Annotated in this window: 23 protein-coding genes, 1 other RNA gene and 1 pseudogene; 4 read left to right on the top strand and 21 right to left on the bottom strand. The window is 69.6% G+C overall.

The genetic code is table 11. The annotated features are described in order from the left end of the window. The first annotated feature begins 2 nt into the window (after positions 1–2). From IEX13_RS12135 to coaE, 3 genes are read left to right on the top strand one after another with little or no spacing between them, the layout of a single operon-like run. Complete coding sequence (locus IEX13_RS12135) at positions 3–1,256, top strand: type II secretion system F family protein (RefSeq protein WP_229668543.1); 1,254 nt, start codon at positions 3–5, stop codon at positions 1,254–1,256. Positions 1,257–1,263: 7 nt separating this feature from the next. Then, a complete protein-coding gene (locus tag IEX13_RS12130) occupies positions 1,264–2,130 on the top strand; it encodes a prepilin peptidase (RefSeq protein WP_229668542.1) in 867 nt (288 codons plus the stop codon). 4 nt (positions 2,131–2,134) lie between these two features. Beyond that, positions 2,135–2,743, top strand: a complete 609-nt coding sequence (gene coaE, locus IEX13_RS12125; protein ID WP_188664644.1) for a dephospho-CoA kinase — start codon at positions 2,135–2,137, stop codon at positions 2,741–2,743. A 7-nt stretch (positions 2,744–2,750) separates the two neighbouring features. Here the strand turns inward: coaE and IEX13_RS12120 are convergent, their stop codons facing one another. The 3 genes from IEX13_RS12120 to IEX13_RS12110 all read right to left on the bottom strand — a co-directional run bounded on the left by IEX13_RS12120 (position 2,751) and on the right by IEX13_RS12110 (position 7,498). Further along, on the bottom strand, positions 2,751–3,701 hold the full coding sequence (locus IEX13_RS12120) for a Nudix family hydrolase (RefSeq protein ID WP_188664641.1): 951 nt from the start codon (positions 3,699–3,701) through the stop codon (positions 2,751–2,753). 9 nt (positions 3,702–3,710) lie between these two features. After that, positions 3,711–6,452 carry a preprotein translocase subunit SecA gene (gene secA / locus IEX13_RS12115; RefSeq protein ID WP_188664639.1) on the bottom strand — a complete coding sequence of 914 codons (2,742 nt, stop codon included), beginning with the start codon at positions 6,450–6,452 and terminating at the stop codon, positions 3,711–3,713. Positions 6,453–6,583: 131 nt separating this feature from the next. Further along, complete coding sequence (locus IEX13_RS12110; RefSeq protein ID WP_188664636.1) at positions 6,584–7,498, bottom strand: M23 family metallopeptidase; 915 nt, start codon at positions 7,496–7,498, stop codon at positions 6,584–6,586. On the opposite strand from IEX13_RS12110, the gene IEX13_RS12105 reads away from it, so the two are divergent. Beyond that, complete coding sequence (locus IEX13_RS12105) at positions 7,485–7,988, top strand: DciA family protein (RefSeq protein WP_188664633.1); 504 nt, start codon at positions 7,485–7,487, stop codon at positions 7,986–7,988. The genes IEX13_RS12110 and IEX13_RS12105 overlap by 14 nt on opposite strands. 68 nt (positions 7,989–8,056) lie before the next feature. Here the strand turns inward: IEX13_RS12105 and lpxC are convergent, their stop codons facing one another. From lpxC to rsmI, 18 genes and pseudogenes are all read right to left on the bottom strand, one after another. Further along, a complete protein-coding gene (gene lpxC / locus IEX13_RS12100) occupies positions 8,057–8,968 on the bottom strand; it encodes a UDP-3-O-acyl-N-acetylglucosamine deacetylase (protein WP_188664630.1) in 912 nt (303 codons plus the stop codon). Between the two features lie 247 nt (positions 8,969–9,215). Beyond that, entirely contained in the window at positions 9,216–10,451 is a 1,236-nt protein-coding gene (gene ftsZ, locus IEX13_RS12095; RefSeq protein ID WP_188664627.1) for a cell division protein FtsZ, read from the bottom strand. A gap of 82 nt (positions 10,452–10,533) precedes the next feature. Then, positions 10,534–11,769: a cell division protein FtsA gene (gene ftsA, locus IEX13_RS12090; protein ID WP_188664624.1), complete on the bottom strand. Its 1,236-nt coding sequence runs from the start codon at positions 11,767–11,769 to the stop codon at positions 10,534–10,536. Continuing rightward, on the bottom strand, positions 11,766–12,485 hold the full coding sequence (locus tag IEX13_RS12085) for a cell division protein FtsQ/DivIB (RefSeq protein ID WP_188664621.1): 720 nt from the start codon (positions 12,483–12,485) through the stop codon (positions 11,766–11,768). Before IEX13_RS12085 ends, ftsA begins: the two co-directional genes overlap by 4 nt. Next, complete coding sequence (locus IEX13_RS12080; RefSeq protein ID WP_188664618.1) at positions 12,482–13,450, bottom strand: D-alanine--D-alanine ligase; 969 nt, start codon at positions 13,448–13,450, stop codon at positions 12,482–12,484. Before IEX13_RS12080 ends, IEX13_RS12085 begins: the two co-directional genes overlap by 4 nt. Further along, positions 13,447–14,883 (bottom strand): UDP-N-acetylmuramate--L-alanine ligase, encoded by a 1,437-nt coding sequence (gene murC, locus IEX13_RS12075; RefSeq protein ID WP_425489105.1) that lies wholly within the window; start codon positions 14,881–14,883, stop codon positions 13,447–13,449. The genes IEX13_RS12080 and murC overlap by 4 nt, the downstream gene beginning before the upstream one ends. Next, a complete protein-coding gene (gene murG, locus IEX13_RS12070; RefSeq protein ID WP_188664615.1) occupies positions 14,880–15,965 on the bottom strand; it encodes an undecaprenyldiphospho-muramoylpentapeptide beta-N-acetylglucosaminyltransferase in 1,086 nt (361 codons plus the stop codon). The genes murC and murG overlap by 4 nt, the downstream gene beginning before the upstream one ends. Beyond that, on the bottom strand, positions 15,962–17,269 hold the full coding sequence (ftsW, locus tag IEX13_RS12065; protein ID WP_188664612.1) for a putative lipid II flippase FtsW: 1,308 nt from the start codon (positions 17,267–17,269) through the stop codon (positions 15,962–15,964). The genes murG and ftsW overlap by 4 nt, the downstream gene beginning before the upstream one ends. Before the next feature lies 1 nt (position 17,270). Then, positions 17,271–18,353 carry a phospho-N-acetylmuramoyl-pentapeptide-transferase gene (gene mraY / locus IEX13_RS12060; protein ID WP_188664609.1) on the bottom strand — a complete coding sequence of 361 codons (1,083 nt, stop codon included), beginning with the start codon at positions 18,351–18,353 and terminating at the stop codon, positions 17,271–17,273. Continuing rightward, positions 18,343–19,725, bottom strand: a complete 1,383-nt coding sequence (locus IEX13_RS12055; RefSeq protein ID WP_188664606.1) for a UDP-N-acetylmuramoyl-tripeptide--D-alanyl-D-alanine ligase — start codon at positions 19,723–19,725, stop codon at positions 18,343–18,345. The genes mraY and IEX13_RS12055 overlap by 11 nt, the downstream gene beginning before the upstream one ends. Continuing rightward, entirely contained in the window at positions 19,722–21,128 is a 1,407-nt protein-coding gene (locus IEX13_RS12050) for a UDP-N-acetylmuramoyl-L-alanyl-D-glutamate--2,6-diaminopimelate ligase (RefSeq protein WP_425489111.1), read from the bottom strand. The genes IEX13_RS12055 and IEX13_RS12050 overlap by 4 nt, the downstream gene beginning before the upstream one ends. Continuing rightward, positions 21,061–22,963, bottom strand: a pseudogene (locus IEX13_RS12045) (peptidoglycan D,D-transpeptidase FtsI family protein). The gene IEX13_RS12050 and the pseudogene IEX13_RS12045 overlap by 68 nt, the downstream one beginning before the upstream one ends. Beyond that, positions 22,960–23,223, bottom strand: a complete 264-nt coding sequence (gene ftsL / locus IEX13_RS12040) for a cell division protein FtsL (RefSeq protein ID WP_425489110.1) — start codon at positions 23,221–23,223, stop codon at positions 22,960–22,962. Before ftsL ends, IEX13_RS12045 begins: the two are co-directional and overlap by 4 nt. A gap of 2 nt (positions 23,224–23,225) precedes the next feature. Next, positions 23,226–24,173 (bottom strand): 16S rRNA (cytosine(1402)-N(4))-methyltransferase RsmH, encoded by a 948-nt coding sequence (rsmH, locus tag IEX13_RS12035; RefSeq protein ID WP_188664595.1) that lies wholly within the window; start codon positions 24,171–24,173, stop codon positions 23,226–23,228. Positions 24,174–24,187: 14 nt separating this feature from the next. Then, positions 24,188–24,634 carry a division/cell wall cluster transcriptional repressor MraZ gene (gene mraZ, locus IEX13_RS12030; RefSeq protein ID WP_188664592.1) on the bottom strand — a complete coding sequence of 149 codons (447 nt, stop codon included), beginning with the start codon at positions 24,632–24,634 and terminating at the stop codon, positions 24,188–24,190. Between the two features lie 294 nt (positions 24,635–24,928). Beyond that, positions 24,929–25,282: RNase P RNA component class A (rnpB, locus tag IEX13_RS12025), an RNA gene on the bottom strand. Positions 25,283–25,319: 37 nt separating this feature from the next. Further along, on the bottom strand, positions 25,320–25,844 hold the full coding sequence (locus IEX13_RS12020) for an energy transducer TonB (protein ID WP_188664589.1): 525 nt from the start codon (positions 25,842–25,844) through the stop codon (positions 25,320–25,322). Beyond that, positions 25,841–26,674, bottom strand: a complete 834-nt coding sequence (gene rsmI / locus IEX13_RS12015) for a 16S rRNA (cytidine(1402)-2'-O)-methyltransferase (protein ID WP_188664586.1) — start codon at positions 26,672–26,674, stop codon at positions 25,841–25,843. Before rsmI ends, IEX13_RS12020 begins: the two co-directional genes overlap by 4 nt. Positions 26,675–26,731 lie beyond the last annotated feature (57 nt).

Below are 26,731 nucleotides of genomic sequence, written 5' to 3'. Positions count from 1 at the left end.
CCATGGCGACCACCGCTGCGAAAGCGAAAGCCCCCGCGACGCGTACCTCCGAGATGCAGCAATTCGTCTGGGAGGGAACGGACAAACGCGGCGTCAAGATGAAGGGCGAAACCACGTCCAAGAATGCCAACCTGTTGCGCGCCGAGCTCAGGAAGCAGGGCATCAGCCCGACGGTGGTGAAGACCAAGTCCAAGCCGCTGTTCGGCGCATCGGGCAAGGCCATCTCGGCCCAGGACATCGCGGTGTTCAGCCGCCAGATCGCCACCATGCTGCAGTCGGGCGTGCCGATGGTGCAGAGCTTCGAGATCCTTTCCACCGGCCAGAAGAATCCGCGGATGAGCAACATGCTCACCGACATCCGCGACAACATCGCCGGCGGCAGCTCGCTCAGCGAGGCGATGGCCCGGCATCCGGTGCAGTTCGACCTGCTGTTCCGCAACCTCACCCGGGCCGGCGAAAGCGCCGGCGTGCTCGACACGGTGCTCGACACCGTGGCCACGTACAAGGAACGCACCGAAGCCCTGAAGGGCAAGATCAAGAAGGCCCTGTTCTACCCGGCGGCGGTCATGGCCGTGGCCATCCTGGTCAGCTCCATCCTGCTGATCTACGTGGTGCCGCAGTTCGAGGCGGTCTTCCAGGGCTTTGGCGCCGACCTGCCCGCCTTCACCCAGATGATCGTCAACGCTTCGCGGTTCATGACCCAGTGGTGGTGGGCCATCCTGCTGATCACCGTCGGCTCGATCGTGGGTTTCCTGTTCGCGTACAAACGCTCGGAAGCGATGCAGCGCGGCATGGACCGGCTGCTGCTTAAGCTGCCCGTCATCGGACAGATCCTCCACCAGTCGGCCATCGCCCGCTACGCCCGCACCCTGGCCCTGACCTTCAAGGCCGGCGTGCCGCTGGTCGAAGCGCTGGAAACGGTGGCCGGCGCCACCGGCTCGATCGTCTACAACGACGCGGTCAAGCGCATCCGCGAAGACGTTTCGGTCGGCTACCAGCTCAACGTGGCCATGAAGCAGGTCGGCATCTTCCCGCACATGGTGGTGCAGATGACCGCCATCGGCGAAGAGGCCGGCGCCCTGGACACCATGCTGCTCAAGGTGGCCGAATTCTACGAACAGGAAGTCAACAACTCCGTGGACGCCCTGGCCAGCCTGATCGAGCCCTTCATCATGGTGGTCATCGGCGTGCTGGTCGGTGGCATGGTGGTTGGCATGTACCTGCCGATCTTCAAGCTCGCCGCCACGGCGGGCTGAGCCCCGGATGTTCGACGCGCTCCTGGCCTCGGCGGCCCTTTCGGCCGCCGTCGCGCTTGCCTTCGGCATGCTGGTGGGCAGCTTCCTGAACGTCGTGATCCTGCGCCTGCCACCCCGGCTGGAATGGCAGTGGCGAAGGGACAGCCGCGAGATCCTCGAACAACCCGAACAGTACGAACCGGCCCCGCCCGGCATCGTGGTGCAGCGTTCGGCCTGCCCCAAGTGCGGCCACAAGCTGGCGCCCTGGGAAAACATCCCGGTCGTCAGCTTCCTGCTGCTGCGCGGCAAGTGCCGCGGCTGCGGCAGCCCGATTTCCTGGCAGTACCCCCTTGTCGAACTGGCCACCGGCCTGCTGTTCGCCGCCTGCATCTGGCGCTTCGGCGTCGGCGCCGAAGGCCTGGCCGCGCTCGTGTTCACCGGCCTGCTGGTGGCGATGTCGGGCATCGACCTGCGCACCACGCTGCTGCCCGACCAACTGACCTACCCCCTGCTGTGGATCGGCCTGGGCCTGTCGACGATGACGCTGTTCGTATCGCCGGTGCAGGCCATCTTCGGCGCCCTGGCGGGCTACCTCAGCCTGTGGAGCGTGTACTGGGCCTTCAAGCTGCTGACCGGCAAGGAAGGCATGGGCCACGGCGACTTCAAGCTGCTGGCCGCCCTGGGCGCCTGGTGCGGCGTGGCGGGCATCCTGCCGATCGTGCTGATGTCGTCCTTCATCGGCGCCATCGTCGGCAGCCTGTGGATCGGCCTGCGCGGGAGCGACCGCGCCACACCCATTCCCTTCGGCCCCTACCTGGCCGCGGCCGGCTGGGTGCAGCTGATGTGGGGGCCGCAGCTGCTGCAGGCCTATCGCGACTTCAGCGGCCTGAACTGAGCCGATGGCCGGCTTCCTGGTGGCGGTGACGGGCGGCGTGGCCTCGGGCAAGTCGGCCGCCACCCATGCCTTTGAATCCCTGGGCGTGCCCGTGGTGGATGCCGACATCGCCGCGCGCGCCGTGGTCGAGCCCGGGCAGCCGGCCCTGGCGGCCGTGGTCCGGCGCTTCGGCCCGGACGCCATCGGCAATGACGGTCGCCTGGACCGTGCCGCGATGCGCCGGCGGGTCTTCGCCGACCCCGCCGCCCGCGCCGACCTCGAAGCCCTGCTGCACCCGCCCATCCGCGCCTGGCTGCACGAGGCCTGCGCGGCGGCGCCGGGGCCTTACGCCGTGGTCGCGATCCCGCTGCTGGCCGAAGGTGGCGGCCGGGCCGCCTACCCCTGGCTGCAGCGCATCCTGGTGGTGAACGTGCCCGAAGCCGTGCAACTGGCCCGCCTGCAGGCCCGCGACGGCGTCGATGCCGCCCTGGCGGCAGGCATGGTGGCCGCCCAGGCGACACGCGCGCAGCGGCTGGCGATGGCGGACGACGTGGTGGTCAATGACGGGTCGCTGGCGGACCTGGAAGCCGCGGTGCGGCGGCTGCATGCCCGGTACCTGGGCCTGGCTGGCTGACGCGCCCCTACTTGGGCCAGAACGCCCGGATGCCGGCCACGCCCTGCCCGCCGTGCCGGCGCGCCGTGGCGACGTCGGCGGGGCGCAGGCCGCCCAAGGCATAGATCGGCAGCGAAACCGCCTCACGCAGGCGGGAGAAGTGCTCCCAGCCCATGGCGGGGGCCCCGGGATGGCTTTCGGTGGCGCGCACCGGCCCCAGCACCGCGAAATCCAGGCCCAGGACCTCGGCCTGGGCCAGTTCGTCGGCGTCATGGCAGGAAGCGGCCACCGTCTGGCCCTCCGGCAGCGGCCGGGCTGACAGCGCCATCAGCTGGCGCGCCGGCAGGTGCAGGCCAAGGCCCAGGTCGGCGGCCAGGCCGGCCTCGCCGTTCACCAGCAGCTCGGCGCCGGCGGCGTGGCAGCGGGTGCGGGCGTCCATGGCCAGGTTGGCCAGGGCCTGGGCGCCCATGCCGCGCGCGCGCAATTGCACGCGCCGGGCACCGGCGGCCAGGGCCTTGTCCAGTTGGGCCAGCCAGGCGGCGGGCTGCAGGGACTCGGGGCTGATCAGGTAGCGCGGGGGCCGGGTAAGCACCGACACCACCGGCCGGTCGGCGGGAGGCATGGGGTAGCCGCGCAGCTTGTCCAGCGGCGACCAGGCCAGGGCCTGGCGTTCGCGACCGCGCGGCGTGCCGTCGTAGGAATCGACCGTGTAGACGTCCAGCACGATGCGCTTGTCCGGGTAGGCCTGGGGCACGGCCACCAGGGGCACGGCGTCCAGGACCCGGATGCCCAGCTCTTCGTGCAGTTCGCGGTCCAGGGCCTCGCGCGGGCTTTCGCCCGGCTCGACCTTGCCGCCGGGGAATTCCCAGGCGCCGGCCAGGTCGCGCCCGGCGGTGCGCCGGGCCAGGAGGATGCGGCCGCGGGCGTCCCGGAGGACGGCCGCGACCACGTGCACGGGTTTAGGTCGGTCGCCGGGCATGCGCCGGGGTCAGTCCAGCTTCCCGTGGCACTGCTTGTACTTCTTGCCGCTGCCGCAGGGGCAGGGATCGTTGCGGCCGATCTTCGGGCCCTCGCGGGTCGCCGGGGCCAGTACGCCATGGCCTTGGGCGGCCATCGCCTGGGCCTGTTCGGCCTCGTCCTCGGTGCCGTAGCCGCCGGTTTCCGGGTGCTGGAACTGCATCTTGTTGGCCTGGGCGGCGGCACGCTGGCGCTCGGCGGCCTCCATCGCGGCGACTTCCTCTTCGCTGCGGATGCGCACGCGGGCCAGCAGCGACACGACTTCCTGCTTCACCTTGTCCAGCATTTCGGTGAACAGCTCGAAGCTCTCGCGCTTGTACTCCTGCTTGGGCTGCTTCTGGGCATAACCGCGCAGGTGGATGCCCTGGCGCAGGTAGTCCATGCGCGCCAGGTGCTCCTTCCAGTTCTGGTCGAGCACGTTGAGCATCAGGTGCTTTTCCAGGTGGCGCATCATCTCGTCGCCAAGCTGGGCTTCCTTGTCGGCGAAGAGCTTTTCGCCGGCTTCCAGCGCCAGCGCCAGGATGCGCTCGTCGTCGATCGCCTCTTCGCGGGTCGCCGGGCCCTGAAGGTCCACGGTGATGCCGAATTCGTCGGCCAGGCTGCGTTCCAGGCCCGGCAGGTCCCACTGTTCGTCCACCGACTCGGCCGGCACGAAGCGGCGCACGGTCTCGGCCAGCACGTCCTCGCGGATGGCGTTGATGGCGTCGTTCACGGAGTCGGCTTCCAGCAGTTCGTTGCGCTGCTGGTAGACCACCTTGCGCTGGTCGTTGGCGACGTCGTCGAAGTCGAGCAGGTTCTTTCGGATGTCGAAGTTGTGGGCCTCGACCTTTCGCTGCGCGTTCTGGATCTGCTTGCTCACCAGGCCCGACTCGATGACGTCGTCTTCCTTCATGCCCATGCCGCGCATCGCCTTTTGCACCCAGTCGGAGGCGAAGATGCGCATCAGGTTGTCTTCCAGCGACAGGTAGAAGCGGGACGAACCCGGGTCACCCTGGCGGCCGGAGCGGCCACGCAGCTGGTTGTCGATGCGGCGGCTTTCGTGGCGTTCGGTGCCGATGATGTGCAGGCCGCCCAGGGACTTCACTTCGTCGTGGCGCTTTTGCCATTCCGACTTCACCCGGGCCTTGTCCATCTCGCTGGCGTCCTCGCCCAGCGCCGCCAGTTCGGCGTCGAGCGAACCGCCCAGCACGATGTCGGTGCCACGGCCGGCCATGTTGGTGGCGATGGTCACGGCCTTCGGGCGGCCCGCGTTGGCGACGATCTGCGCCTCGCGTTCGTGCTGCTTGGCGTTGAGCACCTCGTGCGGGATGCCCGACTGCTTGAGCTGGTTGGCCAGCAGTTCCGAGGTTTCGATGGACGTGGTGCCGACCAGCACGGGCTGGCCGCGTTCGTAGCAGTCCTTGATGTCTTCGATGACCGCGTTGAACTTGGCCGGACGGGCCAGGTACACCAGGTCCGGATGGTCCTTGCGCACCATCGGCCGGTGGGTCGGGATGACGGCGACTTCCAGGCCATAGATGGTCTGGAACTCGTAGGCTTCGGTGTCGGCCGTGCCGGTCATGCCGCCGAGCTTGCCGTACATGCGGAAGTAGTTCTGGAAGGTGATCGAGGCCAGGGTCTGGTTCTCGCGCTGGATCGGCACGCCTTCCTTGGCCTCGACCGCCTGGTGCAGGCCGTCGGACCAGCGGCGCCCGGCCAGGGTGCGGCCGGTGAATTCGTCGACGATGATGACCTCGCCGTCGCGCACGATGTAGTCGACGTCGCGCTGGTAGATGGCGTGCGCACGCAGGGCGGCCATCAGGTGGTGCACCACGGCCAGGTTGTTGCCCGAATACAGGCCGTCGTCCTCGCCGATGATGCCGGCCCCGCGCAGCAGTTCTTCGGCATGTTCCATGCCCTGTTCGGACAGGTGGGCCTGCTTGCCCTTTTCGTCCACCCAGTAGTCGCCGTCGCCCTGCTCGGACTCCTGCTTGACCAGCTTGGGCACGATCCGGTTGACCTTGACGTACAGCTCGGGCGATTCGTCGGCCGGGCCGGAGATGATCAGCGGGGTGCGGGCTTCGTCGATCAGGATCGAGTCGACTTCATCGACGATGGCGAAGTTCAGGCCCCGCTGGAAGCGGTCGTCCTTGGCCAGCGCCATGTTGTCGCGCAGGTAGTCGAAGCCGAATTCGTTGTTGGTGCCGTAGGTGATGTCCGACCCGTAGGCGCCCTTCTTGTCCGCATGCGGCATGCCCGGGTAGACCACGCCCACCGACATGCCCAGGAAGTTGTACAGCTTGCCCATCCAGGCCGAGTCGCGGCGGGCCAGGTAGTCGTTCACCGTCACCACGTGCACGCCCTTTCCCGACAGCGCGTTGAGGTAGGTCGGCAGGGTCGCCACCAGGGTCTTGCCCTCGCCGGTGCGCATTTCGGCGATGCGGCCCGAATGCAGCACCATGCCGCCGATCAGCTGCACGTCGTAGTGGCGCAGGCCCAGGACGCGGCGGGAGGCCTCGCGGCAGACGGCGAAGGCTTCGGGCAGCAGCTCGTCGAGGCTGGCGCCGTCGGCCACCCGGGCCTTGAACTCGTCGGTCTTGGCCTTCAGGGCGGCATCGTCGAGCTTTTCGAGCTCGGGCTCGTAGGCGTTGATGCGGGCGACGTTCTTCTGGAACTGGCGCAGCAGGCGCTCGTTGCGGCTGCCGAAGATGCGGGTGAGCAAGCTGTTGAGCATTGGGAAAGCCGGTTGGGGAGCGCGGGGCGCTCACGCGGAAAAAAGAAGGCCGCGGCAGCCCGGGAGGGGCGTCGCGGCCGTCTAGTCTAACGTGGGGACGGGGGCGGGGGTATCAAGCCCCCGCCGGGACCTCAACCGCGGGCCCGGTCCAGATAGTTGCGCGGGTTCACCTGGCGGCCGTTGAGCGTCACCTCGAAATGCAGGTGCGAGCCGGTGGAACGGCCCGTGGACCCGACCTTCGCGATCTGCTGGTCGGCGCGCACGACGTCGCCGGCCTTCACCAGGTTCACCTGGTTGTGGGCGTAGCGGGTTTTGTAGCCGTTGCCATGGTCGATTTCGACGACGTTGCCGTAGCCATTGCGCCAGCCCGCGAAGCTGACCACGCCCTCGGCGGCGGCGCTGACCGGGTCGCCGGCATTGGCGTCGATGTCGATGCCCGCGTGGTGGGCGCGGCCGCGACCGAAGGGGTCGTTGCGGCTGCCGTAGCGGGAGGAGATGTAGCCCGGCGCCGGCATGCGGTGCGGGGTGGCCTGGCTTTCCACCTGCTGGTTGAACAGCATGGATTCGAGCACCGACAGCTGGCGGCCCGAATGGGCGAACTGGGCCTCGAGGGCGTCCAGGCTGCCCAGCAGCTCCATGGACGGCACGTCTTCGGCCGATTCCGAACCACCCTGGCCGGGCAGGTCGGAGAAATTGAACTCGCCGTCCTTGAGCTTGCCGACCTGGGTCAGGCGGTCGCCCAGGGCGTTGAGGCGATTGGCCTGGGCCTGGAGCTCGCCGACGCGGGCGGCGATGGCGTTCACTTCAAGCTGGGCTTCGTCGCGGGCCTGGGCCAGCTCCAGCGCCTGCTGGTCGAACTCGGCCTGCAGGCGGGCGATTTCGGCCCGGGCTGCGCCGTCGGCGCCGCGGGTGAGGAAACCGGCCGTGAAGGCCAGTCCCAGCACCATGGCGATGCTGCCAAGGGCGGTGGCGGCGACCTTCGGGCGGTCGAACGCCAGTTTTTTTGGCGACCGGAGGAAATTTGCTGCGATGATGACATTCATCATGTCGAATTCATTCAAACCTTTCGTCCGCGGCGCGTCACCACCGACCAGCCTGCCCCCGCGCGCCCTCGAGGCGCTGTCCGGGACCGGGCTTGCCAGCGTGGTCGAACGCGCCCGTTGGCTGGGCGAACTCGACCCCGTGTTACGCCAGAGTCTCCCCGCCACCTTGGCCGGCCAATGCAAGCTGGCCAATGTGGATGACAAGAACTTGGTGTTCCTGGTCAGCGCCCCGGTCTGGAAGGCCAAGCTGCGGCTGCATGCCGACACCCTGCTGGGCGCGGCGGCCGCGGCCGGGCTCAAGGCCAGGACGCTGGTGGTGAAGGTGGCAACGCCGGAACCCGCCATCCCCGCAGGGACCGGAACACCGAGACCACTTTCCGAGGCCGTCCGCGATTCACTGCGGGCGACCGCCCAGTCGGTTTCGGATCCGGGACTGCGCGACCAGCTTCTGCGGCTGGCTGAGTCGCCCCGGGACAAGACCGACGGGGCATGATGCCCCCGGCAGGCGGGGCGTGTCGTTAACCTGCGGTTAAACGATCGTTAAAGAGTGTGACGCAGGTCTCAAACCGCCTGCGCTGGATGGGCATACGAGATCGGCGCCAGGGCCGGGTCCTCGAAGGTCACCTCTTCCCAGGCCGAGGTATCGGCCAGCAGGGTGCGCAGCAGCTGGTTGTTGAGCGCGTGGCCGGACTTGTAGCCGTAGAAGGCGCCGATCAGGCTGTGGCCCAGCAGGTACAGGTCGCCGATGGCGTCCAGGATCTTGTGCTTCACGAACTCGTCCTCGTAGCGCAGGCCGTCGTCGTTGAGCACGCGGTAGTCGTCGAGCACGATGGCGTTGTCCATCGAACCGCCCAGGGCCAGGTTGCGCTCGCGCAGGAACTCGATGTCCTTCATGAAGCCGAAGGTACGGGCGCGGCTGACTTCCTTGACGAAGGAGGTCGTGGAGAAGTCGATCTCGGTGCTCGAGGTCGCCTTGTTGAAGATCGGGTGGGCGAAGTCGATGGTGAAGCCGACCTTGAAACCCTCGAAGGGTTCGAAGCGGGCCCACTTGTCGTCGTCCTCGACCTTGATCGGCTTGAGGATGCGGATGAAGCGCTTGGCCTTGTCCTGTTCCTCGATGCCCGCCGACTGCAGCAGGAACACGAAGGGACCGGCCGAGCCGTCCATGATCGGCACCTCGGCCGTGGACAGGTCCACGTAGGCGTTGTCGATGCCCAGGCCGGCCATGGCCGACAGCAGGTGCTCGATGGTCATCACCCGCACGTTGCCCTCCACCAGCGCCGTGCACAGGCTGGTGTCGCCGACCTTTTCGGCCTTGGCGTGGATTTCCACGGGCTGGTCGAAGTCCACGCGCCGGAAAATGATGCCGGTATCGGGCGCAGCCGGTCGCAAGGTCATGTAGACCTTTTCGCCGCTGTGCAAACCGACACCCGTGGCGCGGATGACATTCTTGAGAGTGCGTTGTCTGATCATCTTGAGGCGTTCTCCGGGGCAGGAGCGCGCAAAACCGTCGAGGACGATAGCACACCAAGGAACAAACGAAAACCTAACATTCAAACAATTGTATTGATTCTGCAACCCAGTTCAGGTTTTTGGGGCTGGAAAAGGGCCCGCCGGACCGGCCGGCGGGCCTAAGATTCCATCTCCCCCTGGGGACACGCCCCGCGGGCCAGGCCCGCGGGTCACACCAGGCCGCCCTTCCAGGGCGGCCCTTTCACGCTTAGTCGGCCTGGCGACGCAGGAAGGCCGGGATGTCCAGGTAGGCGTGCTCGTTGGACAGCTCGCCCAGGGCCGTGGCCGTGCCGGAGGCCGGCTCGCTGGCCGAAGTCCGGCCCGAGGCGCGCAGGCCCAGGTGGTTGGCGCCCGGCATCGCGGTGCCATTGGCCTGGGCGGTGGCGACGTCGTCGACCAGGCCGGTCGTGGCGTTGCGCACCAGCTTCACCGGGGCCCGCTGGACCTCGCGTTCCGGGGTCCGGACCGGCTGGCGCACGACGCCGCGGTTGAGGCCGGTGGCCACCACCGTCACCCGCACCTCGTCCTGCATGTCCGGGTCCAGCGAGGTGCCGATGACCACGGTGGCGTCCTCGGACGAGAACTCCTCGATGGTGCGGCCGATCTCGTCGAACTCGGCCATGGTGAAGTCCGGGCCGGCCGTGATGTTGACCAGCACGCCGTTGGCGCCCGAGAGGTTGACCTCGTCGAGCAGCGGGTTGGAGATGGCGGCCTCGGCGGCGGCCTGGGCGCGGTCGTCGCCGCGGGCCACGCCGGTGCCCATCATCGCCAGGCCCATTTCGGACATGACGGTGCGCACGTCGGCGAAGTCGACGTTGATCAGGCCCGGGCTGACGATCAGGTCGGCGATGCCCTTCACGGCGCCCAGCAGCACATCGTTGGCGGCACGGAAGGCCTGCACCATGGTCGCCTGGCGGCCAAGCACGGTGATCAGCTTCTCGTTGGGGATGGTGATCAGGGAGTCGCAGTGGTGGCTGAGCTCCTCGATGCCCTTCAGGGCAACCTGCATGCGCCGGCGGCCCTCGAACGGGAACGGCTTGGTGATGACCGCCACGGTCAGGATGCCCAGCTCCTTGGCCAGCTGCGCCACCACCGGCGCCGCGCCGGTGCCGGTGCCGCCGCCCATGCCGGCGGTGATGAACACCATGTCGGCGCCTTCGAGCGCCTCGACGATGCGTTCGCGGTCCTCGAGCGCGGCCTGGCGGCCGACCTCCGGGTTGGCGCCGGCGCCCAGGCCCTTGGTGACGTTGCCGCCCAGCTGCAGCTGCATCTTCGCGCCGCACTGCTTGATGGCCTGCGCGTCGGTGTTGGCGGTGATGAACTCAACGCCCTCCACGCCCGCGTTGACCATGTGCGCGACGGCGTTGCCACCGCCGCCGCCCACGCCGATCACCTTGATGACCGCGTTGGGTGCCAGCTTCTCGATCAGTTCGAAATGTGCCATGTCCTCGTCCTCCGTGATTCGAATCCAGGGTTTGTCTTGTGTTTTTTTTGCTTTGGTGTCGCGTGTGCTTCCATGACGTCGCTCAGAACTCACCTCGGTACCAGTTCTTGAACTTCGTCCAAATCGTCCCGGCCTTGCCCGCCGAAAGCGTCGGGCGGCGCGGGTGTTCAATCTGGCTGCCCCAGAGCAGCAGGCCGACGCCGGTGGCGTGCACCGGGTTGCCGACCACTTCGCCCAGGCCGGAGACGTGCTGGGGAATCCCCACCCGCACCGGCATGTGCAGCATTTCCTCGGCCAGCTCGACCACGCCTTCCATGCGCGAGGCGCCGCCGGTGAGCACCAGGCCGGCGCGCACCAGTTCCTCGAAGCCGGAACGGCGCAGCTCGGCCTGGACGAGCTCGAAGATTTCCTCGTAGCGGTTCTGCACCGCTTCGGCCAAGGCCTGGCGGGCCAGCCGGCGCGGCGGCCGGTCGCCGACGCTGGGCACCTGGATCGATTCTTCGGCGGTGGCCAGCTGCGCCAGCGCGCAGGCGTAGCGCACCTTGATCTGCTCGGCCTCGGGCGTGGGCGTGCGCAGCAGGTGGGCGATGTCGTTGGTCACCTGGTCGCCCGCGATCGGCAGCGAGGCGGAATGGCGGATCGCCCCCTGCACGAACACCGCGATGTCGGTGGTGCCGGCGCCGATGTCCACCAGCACCACGCCCAGCTCCTTTTCGTCGGTGGTCAGCACGGCGGTGCTGGAGGCCAGCGAGCTCAGGATCAGGTCGTCCACCTGCAGGCCGCAGCGCTGCACGCACTTGCTGACGTTGCTGGCCGCCGACTGGGCGCCGGTGACCAGGTGCGCGCGCACCTCGAGCCGGACGCCGGACATGCCCACCGGGTTGCGGATGCCTTCCTGCGAGTTGTCGACGATGTATTCCTGGGCGATGGCGTGCAGGATCTTCTGGTCGGCCGGCACCGCGACCGCCTTGGCGGCCTCGAGCACGCGGTCGAGGTCGGCATAGGTCACCTCGCCGCCGGCCACCGGCACGATGCCCGGCGAGTTGCGGCACTGGGTGTGGCTGCCGGAGATGGACGCGTACACCGACCGGATTTCGCAGCCGGCCATCAGCTCGGCCTCTTCCACCGCGCGCTGGATCGACTGCACGGTGGACTCGATGTCCACCACCACGCCGCGCTTCATGCCGCGCGATTCGTGCGAGCCGATGCCGATCACCTCGATCTCCTGGCCCGGCGAGTACTCACCCACCAGCGCCGTCACCTTCGACGTGCCGATGTCCAGGCCTACGATCAGCGACTTGTCGCCCTTGCGATTCATGCGTTTTTTTCCTCTTCGACCGCGACGTCTTCCCAGACGATCGCGAACCCGTTCGTGTAACGAAGGTCCGCACGCGCCACCCGGCGCGCCGGGTCCTGGCGCAGCTGCGGCAACATGCGTGCGAAACGCGCCAGCCGCGCCTGCGGCTCGCCGCGGCCGGCCTCGATCTGCGTGCCGTCGTCGAGCACCAGCTGCCAGCTGCCGCGGGCGCTCAGGCGCACCTGCTCGACGCGCAGGCCCAGCGGCAGGAACAGCGGCCGGGCCAGGCTGTGGAAGGACATCAGTTCGCCGGCGCGGTCTTCGGGGCCGTCGAACAGCGGCAGCCCGGCGCCGGCGCCCGGCGGGGCGGCGAACAGCAGGCCTTCCTCGCTGAGCATGCGGCCGTCGTTCCAGCGCGCGACCGGGGTGTGTTCGGACAAGCTCACTTCCAGCCGGTCCGGCCAGCGCTTGCGCACTTCCACCTGCTTCACCCAGGGCAGCTGCGCCACGTCGGCGCGCACGTCGTCCAGGTCCACCGCGAAGAAGCCACGCTGCACGTGCGGCAGCACCGCGTCGCGCACGGCCGCTTCGTCCACCTGCTCGAAGGCGCCCGTGACCGCCAGCCGGCGCATCGGCCAGCGCTCGCCCGCGATCCAGCCGTTGAGCACCGCCACCAGGGGCAGGGCCACCAGGCCGATCGCCAGGGTCCAGGCGGCGATGCGCATCAGGGCGCTCATGCGTGGCCGCCCTCCCCGTCACCGAGGCTGGTTTCGAGCACGCGCCAGCACAGGTCTTCGAAGGACAGGCCCATTTCGCGCGCGGCCTTGGGCACCAGCGAATGGCTGGTCATGCCCGGCGCGGTGTTGACCTCGAGCAGCCAGTTGTTGCCGGCGGCGTCGCGCATCACGTCCACCCGGCCCCAGCCGCGGCAGCCGGCGGCGCGGAAGGCGGCCAGCGCCAGCCTGCGGATGGCGGCCTCGTCGTCGCCGGCCAGGCCGGGGCACAGGTACTGCGTGTCTTCGGCCTGGTATTTGGCGTGGTAGTCGTAGTACTCGCCGGCCGGCACGATGCGGATCGAGGGCAGCGCCACGTCGCCCAGTACGCCGACGGTGTATTCGCCGCCGGTCACCAGCTGTTCGACCAGCAATTCGCCGGGATAGCGCGTGGCCAGTTCGACGGCGGCGTCCAGGCCGGCCTCGTCGAAGACGCGGGTGATGCCGACGCTGGAGCCTTCGCAGGCGGGTTTGACGATGACCGGCAGGCCCAGTTCGCGCGCGGCGTCCTGGACCTTGGCGCCCTTGGCGAGGCGCACGTAGCGCGGCGTCGGCAGGCCCAGGGCCAGCCAGACCTGCTTGGTGCGGATCTTGTCCATCGCCAGCGCCGAACCCAGCACGCCCGAGCCGGTGACCGGCACGCCCAGGGCTTCGCACAGGCCCTGCAGCACGCCGTCTTCGCCGCCGCCCTTGTTGCCGTGCAGGATGTTGAAGACGCGGTCGAACTTCTTTTCCACCAGCGCCGCCACCAGGGCCGGGATGCCGTCCACCGCGTGCGCATCAACGCCGCGCGCGCGCAGGGCGTCGAGCACGTTGCCGCCGGAGGCCAGCGAGACTTCGCGCTCGGCGCTGGTGCCGCCCATCAGCACGGCCACCCGGCCGAAGCCGGCGGGGTTGGTCAGGCGCGGGGTGGGAAACACGGTGCTCATGCCTGGGACTCCCCGTGGATGCCATGCGCGGCCAGGTCGGCCACCACCGCGCCGATGTCGCCCGCGCCCATCACCAGCAGCAGGTCGCCGTCTTCCAGGACGTCGGCCAGCACGGCCGGCAGTTCGCGCACCGGGCCGGCCAGCACCGGGTCGATGCGGCCGCGGGCGCGGATGGCGCGGGCCAGGGCCTTGGCGTCGGCGCCGGCGATGGGCGCTTCGCCGGCGGGATAGACGTCGGCCAGCACCACGGCGTCGGCGCTGGAGAGCACCGCCGTGAAGTCGTCGAACAGGTCGCGGGTGCGGCTGTAGCGATGCGGCTGGAATGCGACCACGAGCCGGCGCTGCGGCCAGCCGCCGCGGGCGGCGGCGAACACGGCCTCGAGCTCGCGCGGATGGTGGCCATAGTCGTCCACCAGCAGGGCCTTGCCGCGGCCGAAGTCGAGTTCGCCCTTGAGGTTGAAACGGCGGCCGATGCCCTCGAACTTTTCCAGCGCGCTGGCGATCTGCGCCGGCGTCACGCCCAGCTGCCAGCCGATCGCGGCGGCGGCCAGGGCGTTGAGCACGTTGTGCTCGCCGGGCAGGTTCAGGGTGACGGCCTGGTCCGGGGCCTCGGGCAGGTGCAGGGTGAAACGCATGGCGGCGCCGTCCTGGCGCACGCCGGTGGCGCGCACGTCGGCGGCTTCGCCCAGGCCATAGGTGACCAGGTGGCGCGGCGTGCGCGCGGCCAGCTCGGCCACTTCGGCGTCATCAATGCACAGCACGGCCAGGCCGTAGAACGGAAGCCGGTGCAGGAATTCGTCGAACGCCGCCTGCACGCGGGCGAAGTCGCCGCCGTAGTTTTCCAGGTGGTCGGCGTCGATGTTGGTGACCACGGCCACCAGCGGGTTCAGGCGCAGGAAGCTGCCGTCGCTTTCGTCGGCTTCGGCCACCAGCCACTGGCCGCCACCCAGGCGCGCGTTGGCACCGGCCGAAAGCAGCTGGCCGCCGATCACGAAGGTCGGGTCCAGCCCGCCTTCGCTCAGCACGCTGGCCACCAGCGACGTGGTGGTGGTCTTGCCGTGCGTACCGGCGATGGCGATGCCGCGCTTGAAGCGCATCAGCTCGGCCAGCATTTCCGCGCGCGGCACCACCGGGATGCGCTGCTCGCGGGCGGCCACCAGTTCGGGGTTGTCGGCGCGTATGGCGCTCGACACCACCACCACGTCGGCGCCGGCGATGTTGTCGGCGGCGTGGCCGCGGAACACGCTGGCGCCCAGGGTGGTCAGGCGGCGCGTGGCGACCGATTCGTTGGCGTCCGAACCCGAGACCTGGTAACCCAGGGTGACCAGCACTTCGGCGATGCCGGACATGCCGACGCCGCCGATGCCGATGAAGTGCACGCGCGGGAAGGCGCGGGCCAGGTCACCGGCTTCCTGCAGGCGACGACGGATCATGCGCGGGCCTCCTGGATCACGATGTCGGCCACGCGCCCGGCGGCATCGGCGTGGGCGATGCCACGCGCCGCACTGGCCATGGCCAGGCGCACGCCGGCGGCCGGCAGCAAGCGGTTGGTGGCGTCGGCCAGGCGGTCGCGGAATCCTTCGCCTTCGGGCACGAGCATGGCCGCGCCGGCCTCAACGAGGTATTCGGCGTTGCGGGTCTGGTGGTCGTCCACCGCGGCCGGGAACGGCACCAGCACGCTGCCCACGCCGGCGGCACACAGTTCGGCCAGGGTCAGCGCACCGGCGCGGCAGACCACCAGGTCGGCCCAGCCGTAGGCTTCGGCCATGTCGGCGATGAAAGGTTCCACGGCCGCTTCAACGCCGGCACCGGCATACACCGCGCGGGTGGCGTCGGCATGGCGTTCGCCGCACTGGTGGCGCACCTGCGGGCGCTCGCCGGCCGGCAGCCCGGCCAGCACCTGCGGCAGGACCGTGTTCAGGGCGCTGGCGCCCTGGCTGCCGCCCAGCACCAGCAGGCGAACCGGACCCTGGCGACCGGCCAGGCGATCGGCCGGCGCCGGCAGGGCCGCGATCGCCGGGCGCACCGGATTGCCCACGACTTCGCCGCGGCCTTCGGGGAAGCTGCCGGGGAAACCACACAGCACGCGACGCGCCAGGCGCGAGAGCACACGATTGGTCAGGCCGGGGGCGCGGTTCTGTTCGTGCACCAGCAGCGGCCGGCGCAGCAGCCAGGCGCCCAGGCCACCCGGGCCGGCGGCGTAACCGCCAAAGCTGAGCACCGCGCGCGGGCGCAGGCGGCGCAGGATGGACAGCGCCTGGGCCAGCGAACGCAGCAACAGGAACGGCGCCTTCACCAGCGCCAGCCTGCCCTTGCCACGCAGGCCCTTGACCGAAATGGTTTCGATGGCGAAACCGGCGGGTGGCACCAGCCGGGTTTCCATGCCCCCGGCCGAGCCCAGCCAGACCACCGGCACCGCGCGGTCGCGCAGGGCCTGGGCAACGGCCAGGCCCGGGAAAATGTGGCCACCGGTGCCGCCGGCCAGGATCAGCACGGGTGCGGTCGCGGCGGTCATGCGACGGCTCCGATCTTGGGTTCGATGCGGCCACGACCCCCGCGCACGCCCGCCGGCGTCGCCACCGCGGCGGGCGACGCCGCCGGGTCGTGTTCGTCGGTGTCCCGCGGCAGGGTGTCGGACACGCCGCCGCGCAGGCGGGCCACCTGGCGCTCGGCGCGGTCGAGCTCGTAGCTCACGCGCAGCAGCAGGCCGATGGCCATGCAGGTCACCAGCACGCTCGAGCCGCCCGAGGACACCAGCGGCAGGGTCAGGCCCTTGGTGGGCAGCAGGCCCAGGTTCACGCCGATGGACACGAAGGACTGCAGGCTGATCCACAGGCCGACACCGAAGGCGCAGAAGCCGGCGAAGTAGCGGCGCATCTCCACCGCGCGCAGGCCGATGCTGAAGGTGCGCCAGCTGAAGATCGCGAACGCCGCGATGATCGCCACCGAGCCCACGAAACCCAGCTCTTCGGCGCTGACCGAGAAGATGAAATCGGTATGCGCCTCGGGCAGGTAGAACAGCTTCTGCACGCTGCCGCCCAGGCCGACGCCGAACCATTCGCCGCGGCCGATCGCGATCAGCGCCTGGGTCAGCTGGAAGCCGTCGTTGAACGGGTCCTGCCAGGGATCGAGGAAGGACTTCAGGCGCGCGACCCGGTAGGGCGCGGCCACCGCGACGGCGCCCAGCACCGGCAGCGCCAGCGCCCCGATCGCAGCCAGGTGGGCGATGCGGGCGCCGCCCAGCCAGACCATGCCGGCGGTGATGGCAAGAATCAGCGCCGCCGAACCGAAGTCGGGCTGCAGCAGCAGCAGGGCGACCAGGAAGCCCGCCACGCCCAGCGGCTTGAGCAGGGTCGACCACTTTTCGCCGATGTCGTCGCGGTAGCGCACGACGTAGCTGGCCAGCCAGACGATCAGCAGCAGCTTCACGGCCTCGACCGCCTGGAACTTGGACACGCCCAGGTTGATCCAGCGCTGCGCGCCGTTGACGGTGTGGCCGATGCCGGGCATGAACACCAGGCCCAGCAGCACGATGCAGCCGAACAGCAGCAGGTGGTTGTGGCGTTCGATCAGCTTGAGTTCGGTGCGCATCAGCGCGAAGGCCAGCACGCCGCCCAGCACCAGGAACACCACGTGCCGCACCAGGAAGTGGAACGGCCCGACGTCCAGGCCTTCGGCGATCGCGATCGAGCTCGAGCCGACCATCACCACGCCAAAGCCCGCCAGCAGCAGCGCCAGCCCCAGCAGTACCGGGTCGTAGCGACCGGCGATCTGCTCGAGCTTGGTGGCCTGGCCGGCGCGTTCGTCGAGAAGGCTCATGTCAGCGCACCTTCAACGTGGCCAGGCCGACCAGCACGAGCATCACCGAGATGATCCAGAAGCGCACGATCACGCGCGGCTCCGGCCAGCCCTTGAGCTCGAAGTGGTGGTGGATGGGGGCCATGCGGAATACCCGCCGCCCGGTCAGCTTGAAGCTGGCGACCTGGATCATCACCGACAGGGTTTCGACGACGAAGATGCCGCCCATCAGCACCAGGATCGCCTCCTGGCGCACGATCACGGCGATGGTGCCCAGCACCGCGCCCAGCGCCAGCGCGCCGATGTCGCCCATGAAGACCATGGCCGGATAGGTGTTGAACCACAGGAAGCCGAGGCCGGCGCCGGCGATGGCGGCGCAGAAGATGGTGATCTCGCCCGCGCCCGGGATCGGCGGGATCTGCAGGTATTCCGAGAACACCGCGTTGCCCGAGGCGTAGGCGAAGATGCCCAGCGCCGCGGCCACCAGCACGGTCGGCATGATCGCCAGGCCGTCGAGGCCATCGGTCAGGTTCACGGCGTTGGAGAACCCGACGATCCAGAAGTACGCCAGCACCACGAACATGCCGCCGAGCGGGATGGCGAAGTCCTTGAGCAGGGGCAGGAACAGCGTGGTGTTGCTGGGGTGGTCGGCGGTCCAGAACAGCGCCAGCGCCGCGGCCAGCCCGAACAGCGACTGCAGGGCGTACTTGTGCCGGGACTTCAGGCCGTTCGGGTCGCGCTTGACGATCTTGATCCAGTCGTCCAGCCAGCCGATGGCGCCGAAGGCCACCATCACCGCCAGCAGCACCCAGACGTAGCGATTGCGCAGGTCGGCCCAGAGCAGGGTCGACAGGCCGATGGTCAGCAGGATCAGCGCGCCGCCCATGGTCGGCGTGCCGGCCTTGGAAAAATGCGACTGCGGGCCGTCGGTGCGGATCGGCTGGCCGCCCTTGAGCCGGGCCAGCCGCGCGATAACCGACGGGCCCAGCCACAGCGACAGCAGCAGCGCGGTCAGTGCGCCCAGGATCGCGCGGAAGGTGATGTAGCCGAACAGCGGCGGCATCCAGCCCATTTCATTCAGCCAGCGGGCCAGTTCAAGCAACATGGTCGGCGTCTCCCTGCCTGTCGGCGGCCAGCAGCGCGGCAACCACCTTGTCCATCGCGCTCGAGCGCGAGCCTTTCACCAGGCAGCGCAGCCCCGCGGGCGCCGCGGCAAGCGCCGGGCCCAGCGCGGCCAGCAGGCCGGCCTGGTCGTTGAAGTGATGGCCACCGTCGCCGAAGGCGCGGCTGGTGGCGGCGCTGAGTTCGCCCACGGTCCACAGCCGCTTGATGCCGGCGCGGCGGGCGCGCTCGCCGACCTCGACGTGCAGGGCCTCGGCGCCCTCGCCCAGTTCGCCCATGTCGCCCAGCACCAGCCAGGCCTCGGTGCCGGTTTCGGCCAGGGCGGCGATGGCGGCGGCGACCGACCCCGGGTTGGCGTTGTAGCTGTCGTCCACCAGCACGGCGCCGCCGCGCAGCGTGTGCGGCACCTGCCGGCCGGGCACCGCGGGCGCCGACTGCAGGCCGGTGACCACGTTGTCCAGGCTGGCGCCGGCGGCCAGGGCCAGGGCGGCAGCGGCCAGCGCGTTCATGACGCTGTGGCGGCCGGCCAGCGGCAGCGCCACGTCGGCGTCGCCGCCGGGCGTATGCAGGCGGAAGCGGGAGGCGTCCGGACCCAGCTGCACCGCGCTGGCGCGCACGTCGGCGTCGTTTTCAAGGCCGAAGCGCAGGCAGCGGCGTTCGCCGATGCGCTGCATGAACCAGGGTGCGAAGGCGTCGTCGGCGTTGACCACCGCGATGCCGTCGTCGGGCAGCGCCTCGTAGATCGCGCCCTTGGTTTCGGCCACGCCCAGCAGGCTGCCCATGCGCTCGAGGTGGGCCGGCATGACGTTGTTCACCAGCGCCACCTGCGGCGGCACGATCGAGGCCAGGTAGGCGATGTCGCCTGGCTTGCCGGCGCCCATTTCATAGATGGCGAAACGGGCGTCTTCCGGCGCGTCCAGCACCGCCAGCGGCAGGCCGATTTCGTTGTTGCGGTTGCCGGGGTTGGCGTAGGCCTTGCCGGCTTCGGACAGGATCGCCAGCACCAGCGCCTTCACCGAGGTCTTGCCGTTGCTGCCGGTCAGGCCCACGACCACGGCGGGGCGTCCCTGCTGCACGCCGGCGGCCAGTTCGCCCAGGGCGTCCTGGGTGTCGGCGCACAGCACCTGCGGCAGCGCGCAGTCCACTTCGCGCTGCACCAGCAGCGCCGCGGCACCGGCGGCCAGGGCCTGCGCGGCCAGGTCGTGGCCGTCCTGGCGTTCGCCGCGCAGGGCGACGAACAGGGCACCGGGCGCCAGGGTGCGGGTGTCGGTGGCCACCGACCGGATCTCGACGTCGGCGCCAAGCTGGCGGCCTTCGACCCAGCGCGCCACCTGCGAAAGCATCAGCGGCCTCATGCCTGCGCCTCCAGCAGTTCGCCGGCGACCTGCAGGTCGTCGAAGGCGTGGCGCACGCCGGCGACTTCCTGGTACGGCTCGTGGCCCTTGCCGGCGACCAGCACGATGTCGCCTGCCGCGGCGTCGGCCAGCGCCAGCGCGATGGCGGCGCGACGATCGCGTTCGACCTGCACCGCGTCGCGGCGGGTGAAGCCGGCCAGGATGCCGGCGACGATGGCGTCGCCGTCTTCGCGGCGCGGATTGTCGTCGGTGACGATCACGCGGTCGGCGCCGGCTTCGGCGATCGCCGCCATCAGCGGGCGCTTGCCGGCGTCGCGTTCACCGCCGCAGCCGAAGACGCAGGTCAGGCGGCCCGGGGTGTGTTCACGCAGGGCGGCCAGGGCCTGCTGCAGCGCGTCGGGCGTGTGCGCGTAGTCCACCACCACCAGCGGCCGGCCGTTGCTGCCGCCGACGCGGCTCATACGGCCACCCACCGGCGACAGCCGCGGCAACATCGCCGCGACGTCGGCCAGCGACCAGCCCAGGGCGCGCAGCGTACCGGCCACGGCCAGCAGGTTTTCGACGTTGAAGCGGCCCAGCAGCGGCGACGCCACCGGATGGCTTTCGCCGGCTTCGGCCAGGGTGAAGTGCAGGCCTTCGGGCACCAGGCTGACGCCTTCGGCGCGCAGGCTCGCCTTGCCGGCACCGCGGGCGCTGGTGCCGATGAGGCGCACGCCGGGCGCGATGCTCGCGGCCAGCCGCACACCGAAAGGATCGTCGAGATTGATCACCACCGCCTCGAGCGTGGGCCAGCCGAACAGCAGCGCCTTGGCGTCGCCGTAGGCGTCCATGCTGCCGTGGAAATCGAGATGGTCGCGGGTGAGGTTGGTGAACACGGCGACCTGGAAGGCGACGGCGTCAACGCGGCCCTGGGCCAGCGCGTGCGAACTCACTTCCATCGCGACATGGCTGGCGCCTTCGTCGCGCATGCGGGCCAGCAGGCGGTGCACGGCGACCACGTCGGGCGTGGTGCGCTCACCCGCCACCAGATGCCCGTGCAGGCCGGCGCCCAGGGTGCCGATGCTGCCGGCGGTGACGCCCGAAAGCGCCAGGGCCTGGGTGATCAGCTGCACGATCGAGGTCTTGCCATTGGTGCCGGTGACGCCGACCAGGCGCAGGGCCTCCGACGGCGCGCCGTAGAAGCGGCTGGCCAGTTCACCCTGGCGCGCGCGCAGGCCCGGGAAGGCGACGGCATTGGCCGGCAGCTTCAGCGCCTCCGGCGCCGGCGGTTCGAACAGGATGACGCTGGCACCGGCGGCCTGTGCCTGGTCCAGGTGGCGAAGGCCGTGGGTGCTTTCACCGGCCAGCGCGATGAAAGCGTCGCCGGCGCGCAGGTCGCGGCTGTCGGCACCCAGGCCGGACACCAGCGGGTCCAGGCCGGTCGGCGCCAGGGCCAGGCCTTCGAGCAGTTGATGCAGGGGCATGGCGCGGGTCAAGGGGCGACCTCGCGCGATGCGGCAGGCGCGGCATTGGCCTGGCGCGCCTGCCTGGCCTGCTTGGCCTGTTTCGCGGCCTGCGCGGCGTACCAGCCTTCGATGTCGTCGGGCGGTACGTCCATCAGGCGCAGCGCGCCTTCCATGACCCGGTGGAACACCGGCGCCGCCACCGCGCCGCCGCCGTATTCCAGGCCTTGCGGTTCGTGGATGACCACCGCCATTGCAAACCGCGGATTGCTGGCCGGCACCAGGCCGACGAAAACCGCGGCATGGCGGTTGGCGGCGTAACCGCCGCCGCTGGCCTTGCGCGCGGTGCCGGTCTTGCCCGCCACGCGGTAGCCCAGCACCGCGGCGCGGCGGGCCGTGCCCTCGGGACCGATCACGGTTTCGAGCATGTCCATCAGCTGGCGGGCGATGGCCGGGTCGATGACCTGGGTGCCCTCGCCGGCGCCGCCCTTGACGAAGGTCGTTTCCATCAGCCGGCCCTGGTTGCCGACGGCGGCATAAGCACGCGCCAGCTGCAGCGGCGTCACCGACAGGCCGTATCCGTAGGAAATGCTGGCCTTTTCGGTCGGGCCCCAGGTGGACGCCGGGGTCAGCACGCCCTGCAGTTCGCCCGGGAAGGCGCTGCCGCTGCGCTGGCCCAGGCCGAAACGGCGATACATGTCGTACTGGTGGTCGGCGCTGAGTTCGTTCGACACCCGGATGGCACCGACGTTCGAGCTCTTGGTCAGGATGCCGGCCAGGCTGAGCGTGCCGTAATTGCGGAAATCCTTGATCGTGTAACCACCGGGCAGCGTGGTGTAACCGGGCGCGGTTTCGATCAGCGACGCCGGGGTGAACTTGCCCGCCTCCAGCGCGGCCGCCAGGGTGAAGGTCTTCATCACCGAACCGGGCTCGACCACGTCGGTGACCGCGCGGTTGCGGCGTGAATCGGCATCGGCGCCGACGCGCGAATTGGGGTTGTAGGACGGCTGGTTCACCATCGCCAGCACTTCGCCGGTGGGCACGTCCAGCACCACCACCGAGCCGCTGCTGGCGCCGGTTTCGACCAGGGCGGACTTCAGTTCGCGGTAGGCCAGGTACTGGATGCGCCGGTCGATCGACAGCGTGAGGTCACCGCCGGCTTCGGCGGCTTCGACCAGGTCGACGTTTTCGACGATGCGGCCGCGGCGGTCGCGGATGACCCGCTGCTTGCCTTCCTTTCCGGTCAGGTGGTGGTTGAAGGCCAGTTCCAGGCCTTCCTGGCCCTTGTCGTCGATGTTGGTGAAGCCCAGGACGTGGGCCATCACTTCGCCGTAGGGATAGAAGCGACGGAATTCGCGCTGCGAATAGACGCCGGGAATGCCCAGGCCGGTGATGGTTTCGGCGACGTCCGGATTCAGGTGCCGGCGCAGGTAGACGAATTCCTTGTCGGCGCGCTCGGACACGCGCCGGGTCAGCACGTCCTGCGGGATCGACAGCGCTTCGGCCAGCTCGCCCAGGCGGTCCGGGTGCAGCAGCAGTTCCTGCGGATTCGCCCAGATCGATTCCACCGGCGAGGACACCGCCAGCGGTTCGCCGTTGCGGTCGGTGATCATGCCGCGCGAGGTGGCGATGGGGATCTCGCGCAGGAAACGCGCGTCGCCCTGGCGCTGGTAGAACTCTTCGCTGACCACCTGCAGGTGCGCCGCGCGCGCCACCAGCACCGCGCAGCAGACACCGAGAAGGCCACCGACCACCATCAGGCGCTTGCGCGGGCTGTAGTTGCTGCGTCCGCTCATGGCTGCAGCACCACGATGTCGGTGTCGGCCGGGAAGGTCATGCCCAGGCGGGTGCCGGCGACCTGTTCGATGCGGTTGGCTTCCGACCAGGTGGCCTGTTCAAGCTGCAGGCGGCCGAACTCGATGTTGAGTTCGTCGCGCTGGCCTTCCAGCGTGCTCAGCGCGATGTAGGCCTGGCGATGCAGGTGCCGCGCCCAGACCACGCCCAGGGCGCTGGCGATCACCGCCAGGGCCAGCACGAACAGGGCGAAGTGGCGCAGGCTCATGCCGCCTCCCCCTGCACGTCGAGTTTTTCCGCAACCCGCAGCACGGCGCTGCGCGCACGCGGGTTGTCCTTCACTTCCTGCGGCGTCGCGCGCAGGGCGCCACCGAGGTCGCGCAGGTCCGGCGTGAACGGTGCGGCCACCGGCATGCGGCGGTTGCCCGGGGGCGCCTTGGCGTGGCGGTTGATGAACTGCTTGACGATGCGGTCTTCGAGCGAATGGAAGCTGATCACCGCCAGGCGGCCGCCGGGCCGGAGCACCTTCAGCGCGGCGTCGAGGCCGGCTTGCAGGTCCTCGAGTTCGCGGTTGATGTAGATGCGGATGGCCTGGAAGCTGCGCGTGGCGGGATGGATCTTGCCGTCGCCGCGGCCAAGCACCGAGGCGATCAGGTCGGCCAGCTGGCCGGTGCGCAGCAGGGGCTCGTCGTCGCGGCGGGCGACGATGGTGCGGGCGATCTTGCGGCTGAGCTTTTCTTCGCCGTACTGCCACAGCACGTCGGCGATCTCGCGTTCGTCGGCGCGCGCCAGCCAGTTGGCCGCGCTTTCGCCCGATTCCGGATCCATGCGCATGTCCAGCGGGCCGTCCTTGCCGAAGCTGAAACCCCGCTCGGCGACGTCGAGCTGCGGGGAGGAAACGCCCAGGTCCAGCAGCACGCCGTCCAGGCCGGCCGCGGCCTCGTCCCACTCGGCCATGCCGGCGAAGGAGCCGCGGCGGGCGACGACCCGCCCGTCCGCGCCGAAAAGCGCGTGCGCGGTGGCGATCGCTTCGGGATCCTTGTCCATCACCAACAGCCGTCCATCCGGCCCCAGCCGGTCAAGCACGCCGCGCGCATGGCCCCCTCGCCCGAACGTGCCGTCCAGATACCTGCCATCCCTGCGCACCTGCAGGCCGTCCATGACCTGCGCCCACATCACCGGGAGATGGCTGGGCTGCGTTCCAGGACGCATCCCGGCCACGCCCGTCACAGCCTCAGGTCGAGCATGTCCTCGCTGATCTCGTCTTCCCCGATGGTTTGACGGATCTGCGCGAGGTGCGCCTGCTCGCTCCACAATTCGAACTTGCCGCCCATGCCCAGCAGCACGGCCTTCTTTTCCAGGCCCGCGGCGTTGCGATGGCTGGCCGGCAGGGTCACGCGGCCGTTGCCGTCGGGCTCGACCACGGTGGCGGCACCGACCAGCTTGAGCTGCAGGTTGCGGTGCACGCGCTTGGCGTTGGGCAGGGCATTGACCTGGTCGCGGACCTTTTCCCAGGTCGCTTCCGGGTAGAGCCACAGGCAGCCGGCTTCGTAGGGGTTGTAGGTGACCACCAGGCGGTTGGCGCAGGCGCGCGCGACCTGGTCGCGGTAGGCCGTGGGAATGGCCAGCCGCCCCTTGTCATCGATCGTGATCGCCGTTTCGCCCTGGAACATCGTCTCGGATCCGCCTTCGCCACCAAAAACCACAAAAAACCCGGAATTCCCTCAGATGTCCACGTTAGTCCTGCCCCTACGGGGTGTCAAGGACAATTGGGAGGGAATTTCGCCAAGCGGATCAACGCCTTGCGCGATACTTGAGAGTCTTGTTTAAGAACCATTCGGCAACTGTTGTTTCACATGGAATTGATCCAAAGACGTGAAACACATCGCAGAACGCTCCCGCGGCGGCCGGGGCAGCCGCCCGGAGGACCCGGGGCGGGGCAATTGCGCGAATGGGGCAGAAGGAAGTGGCGGAGCCGGCCATTAAGCCGGGTTCTGTCGTGGACAGTCATTCCTCTGGGACCTGCGTCACCGCAGGCCTCAAGCAACCAACCCGGGTGCGGCACGAGCCATGCCATAGCACCCCTATTTGGTCTTGCTCCGGGTGGGGTTTGCCGTGCCCCGGGGCGTTGTCCCCCCGGGCGGTGGGCTCTTACCCCACCGTTTCACCCTTACCACGCACCCTTGCGGGCCGTTCGGCGGTTTGTTTTCTGTTGCACTTTCCGTCGGCTCACGCCGCCCAGGCGTTACCTGGCACCCTGCTCTGTGGAGCCCGGACTTTCCTCGGCGCATTGCTGCGACGCGACTGCCTCGGCCGACTCCGCCGGGGCGGATTGTCGCACAGCGGGCCCCCGGCGGCTCAGCGTCCCGCAGCGCGGGAAAAGCGGCCGCGGCGTTCGCTGCGGCTGAACTCGAAGACGAAGGCCAGGCGCAGGGGCACGGTCTTGCGGACCACGCCTTCGCCGACGCAGTCGTAGTTTTTCTCGACGCCGGCCGGGAAGGTGCAGATGGAGGCCGGCTGGAAGCGCCACTGGCGCACCGTCTGGTCGACGGCGCGTTCGAACCAGGCCAGCGCCGGCCGGGCGTCGGCCGGGCAACGCGGCCCGGCGCGCAGGGGCGCGGTCCAGCTGACCGCGCCGTCGGCATCGACGACGATTTCCGCGCAGACGGTGGCGTGCTCGGGCCCGTTTTCCAGCAAGGCTTCGGGATAGTCCGGCAGCCGTTCGGGATTGAGATGCTCGGCCATGAAGAAGGCCTCCTGCGACTGCATCTTCATTTGCGGCGCCATCGGCGGAAGGATCATCTCGGCGCCCACCTGCGTGCTACGGGTGCCGCCGCAGCCCGCGAGCAGGACGAAGGCCAGCAGCAAACCGCAGCGCTTCATTCGCCACCGCCATAAAGCGCCTTGCGCGGCGCACCGCTCAGATCCGCCGCCAGCCTGGCAGCCACCGAGGGTTTGAGGTGTTCGGCGAGCTTGGCGTAGATGCGCTGGCCTTCGATCAGCCGCGCTTGACCGTCGTCTTCGCAGCCGCGCACCACCAGCACGAATTCGCCCTTGCGCTGGTTGTCGTCGGCGGCCACGCGTTCGGCCAGTTCGGCCAGGGTGTCACCGAGCACGGTTTCGAACAATTTGGTCAGCTCGCGCGCCAGCACCGCCTCGCGTTCGGGTCCGAAAATCGCCACCAGGTCGGCCAGGCATTCTTCGATGCGGTGTGAGCTTTCGTAGAACACCAGCGTGCGAGGTTCCCGCGCCAGCGCCGTCAGGCGTTCGCGCCGGGCCGAACCCTTTGCCGGCAGGAAGCCTTCGAAGCAGAAGCGGTCGCTGGGCAGTCCGGCCACCGACAGCGCCGCGATGGCGGCGCAGGCGCCCGGCAGCGGGATCACGCGCAGGCCGGCCGCGCGCACTTCGCGCACCAGCCGGTAGCCCGGGTCGCTGACCAGCGGCGTGCCGGCGTCGGACACCAGGGCCAGCGAATCGCCGGCCTTCAGGCGCTCCACCAGTTTCCAGGCGACGTCGGCCTCGTTGTGTTCATGCAGGGCCAGCAGCGGCCGCTCGATGCCCAGCGCGCCCAGCAGCTGGCGCGTGTGCCGGGTGTCTTCGGCGCAGATCGCGTCCACCGAGGCCAACACCTCGCGGGCGCGCGCCGTCAGGTCGCCGAGGTTGCCGATGGGTGTCGCCACCACATGAAGCGCACCTGCCTGTGTGTTCGTCATTGACCGCGCCCTGCGTGTGCACCGGGTATCATCTTACGCGCCACGAACCCGGACCCC

Origin of the sequence: Arenimonas soli, assembly GCF_014643775.1 — a bacterium.
GTDB lineage: Bacteria > Pseudomonadota > Gammaproteobacteria > Xanthomonadales > Xanthomonadaceae > Arenimonas > Arenimonas soli.
This window is presented reverse-complemented; position numbering and strand designations above follow the sequence as displayed.

Bases quoted from the DNA above. Each gene is read 5' to 3' on its own strand.
- lpxC (WP_188664630.1), bottom strand. From the start codon at position 8,968: ATGATCAGACAACGCACTCTCAAGAATGTCATCCGCGCCACGGGTGTC.
- ftsA (WP_188664624.1), bottom strand. From the start codon at position 11,769: ATGAATCGCAAGGGCGACAAGTCGCTGATCGTAGGCCTGGACATCGGC.
- coaE (WP_188664644.1), top strand. From the start codon at position 2,135: ATGGCCGGCTTCCTGGTGGCGGTGACGGGCGGCGTGGCCTCGGGCAAG.
- mraY (WP_188664609.1), bottom strand. From the start codon at position 18,353: ATGTTGCTTGAACTGGCCCGCTGGCTGAATGAAATGGGCTGGATGCCG.
- IEX13_RS12085 (WP_188664621.1), bottom strand. From the start codon at position 12,485: ATGAGCGCCCTGATGCGCATCGCCGCCTGGACCCTGGCGATCGGCCTG.
- IEX13_RS12105 (WP_188664633.1), top strand. From the start codon at position 7,485: ATGACATTCATCATGTCGAATTCATTCAAACCTTTCGTCCGCGGCGCG.
- IEX13_RS12020 (WP_188664589.1), bottom strand. From the start codon at position 25,844: ATGAAGCGCTGCGGTTTGCTGCTGGCCTTCGTCCTGCTCGCGGGCTGC.
- ftsW (WP_188664612.1), bottom strand. From the start codon at position 17,269: ATGAGCCTTCTCGACGAACGCGCCGGCCAGGCCACCAAGCTCGAGCAG.
- rsmH (WP_188664595.1), bottom strand. From the start codon at position 24,173: ATGCGTCCTGGAACGCAGCCCAGCCATCTCCCGGTGATGTGGGCGCAG.
- IEX13_RS12135 (WP_229668543.1), top strand. From the start codon at position 3: ATGGCGACCACCGCTGCGAAAGCGAAAGCCCCCGCGACGCGTACCTCC.
- IEX13_RS12120 (WP_188664641.1), bottom strand. From the start codon at position 3,701: ATGCCCGGCGACCGACCTAAACCCGTGCACGTGGTCGCGGCCGTCCTC.
- mraZ (WP_188664592.1), bottom strand. From the start codon at position 24,634: ATGTTCCAGGGCGAAACGGCGATCACGATCGATGACAAGGGGCGGCTG.
- murG (WP_188664615.1), bottom strand. From the start codon at position 15,965: ATGACCGCCGCGACCGCACCCGTGCTGATCCTGGCCGGCGGCACCGGT.
- IEX13_RS12080 (WP_188664618.1), bottom strand. From the start codon at position 13,450: ATGAGCACCGTGTTTCCCACCCCGCGCCTGACCAACCCCGCCGGCTTC.
- IEX13_RS12055 (WP_188664606.1), bottom strand. From the start codon at position 19,725: ATGAGGCCGCTGATGCTTTCGCAGGTGGCGCGCTGGGTCGAAGGCCGC.
- ftsZ (WP_188664627.1), bottom strand. From the start codon at position 10,451: ATGGCACATTTCGAACTGATCGAGAAGCTGGCACCCAACGCGGTCATC.
- IEX13_RS12110 (WP_188664636.1), bottom strand. From the start codon at position 7,498: ATGATGAATGTCATCATCGCAGCAAATTTCCTCCGGTCGCCAAAAAAA.
- rsmI (WP_188664586.1), bottom strand. From the start codon at position 26,674: ATGACGAACACACAGGCAGGTGCGCTTCATGTGGTGGCGACACCCATC.
- murC (WP_425489105.1), bottom strand. From the start codon at position 14,883: ATGATCCGTCGTCGCCTGCAGGAAGCCGGTGACCTGGCCCGCGCCTTC.
- secA (WP_188664639.1), bottom strand. From the start codon at position 6,452: ATGCTCAACAGCTTGCTCACCCGCATCTTCGGCAGCCGCAACGAGCGC.
- IEX13_RS12130 (WP_229668542.1), top strand. From the start codon at position 1,264: ATGTTCGACGCGCTCCTGGCCTCGGCGGCCCTTTCGGCCGCCGTCGCG.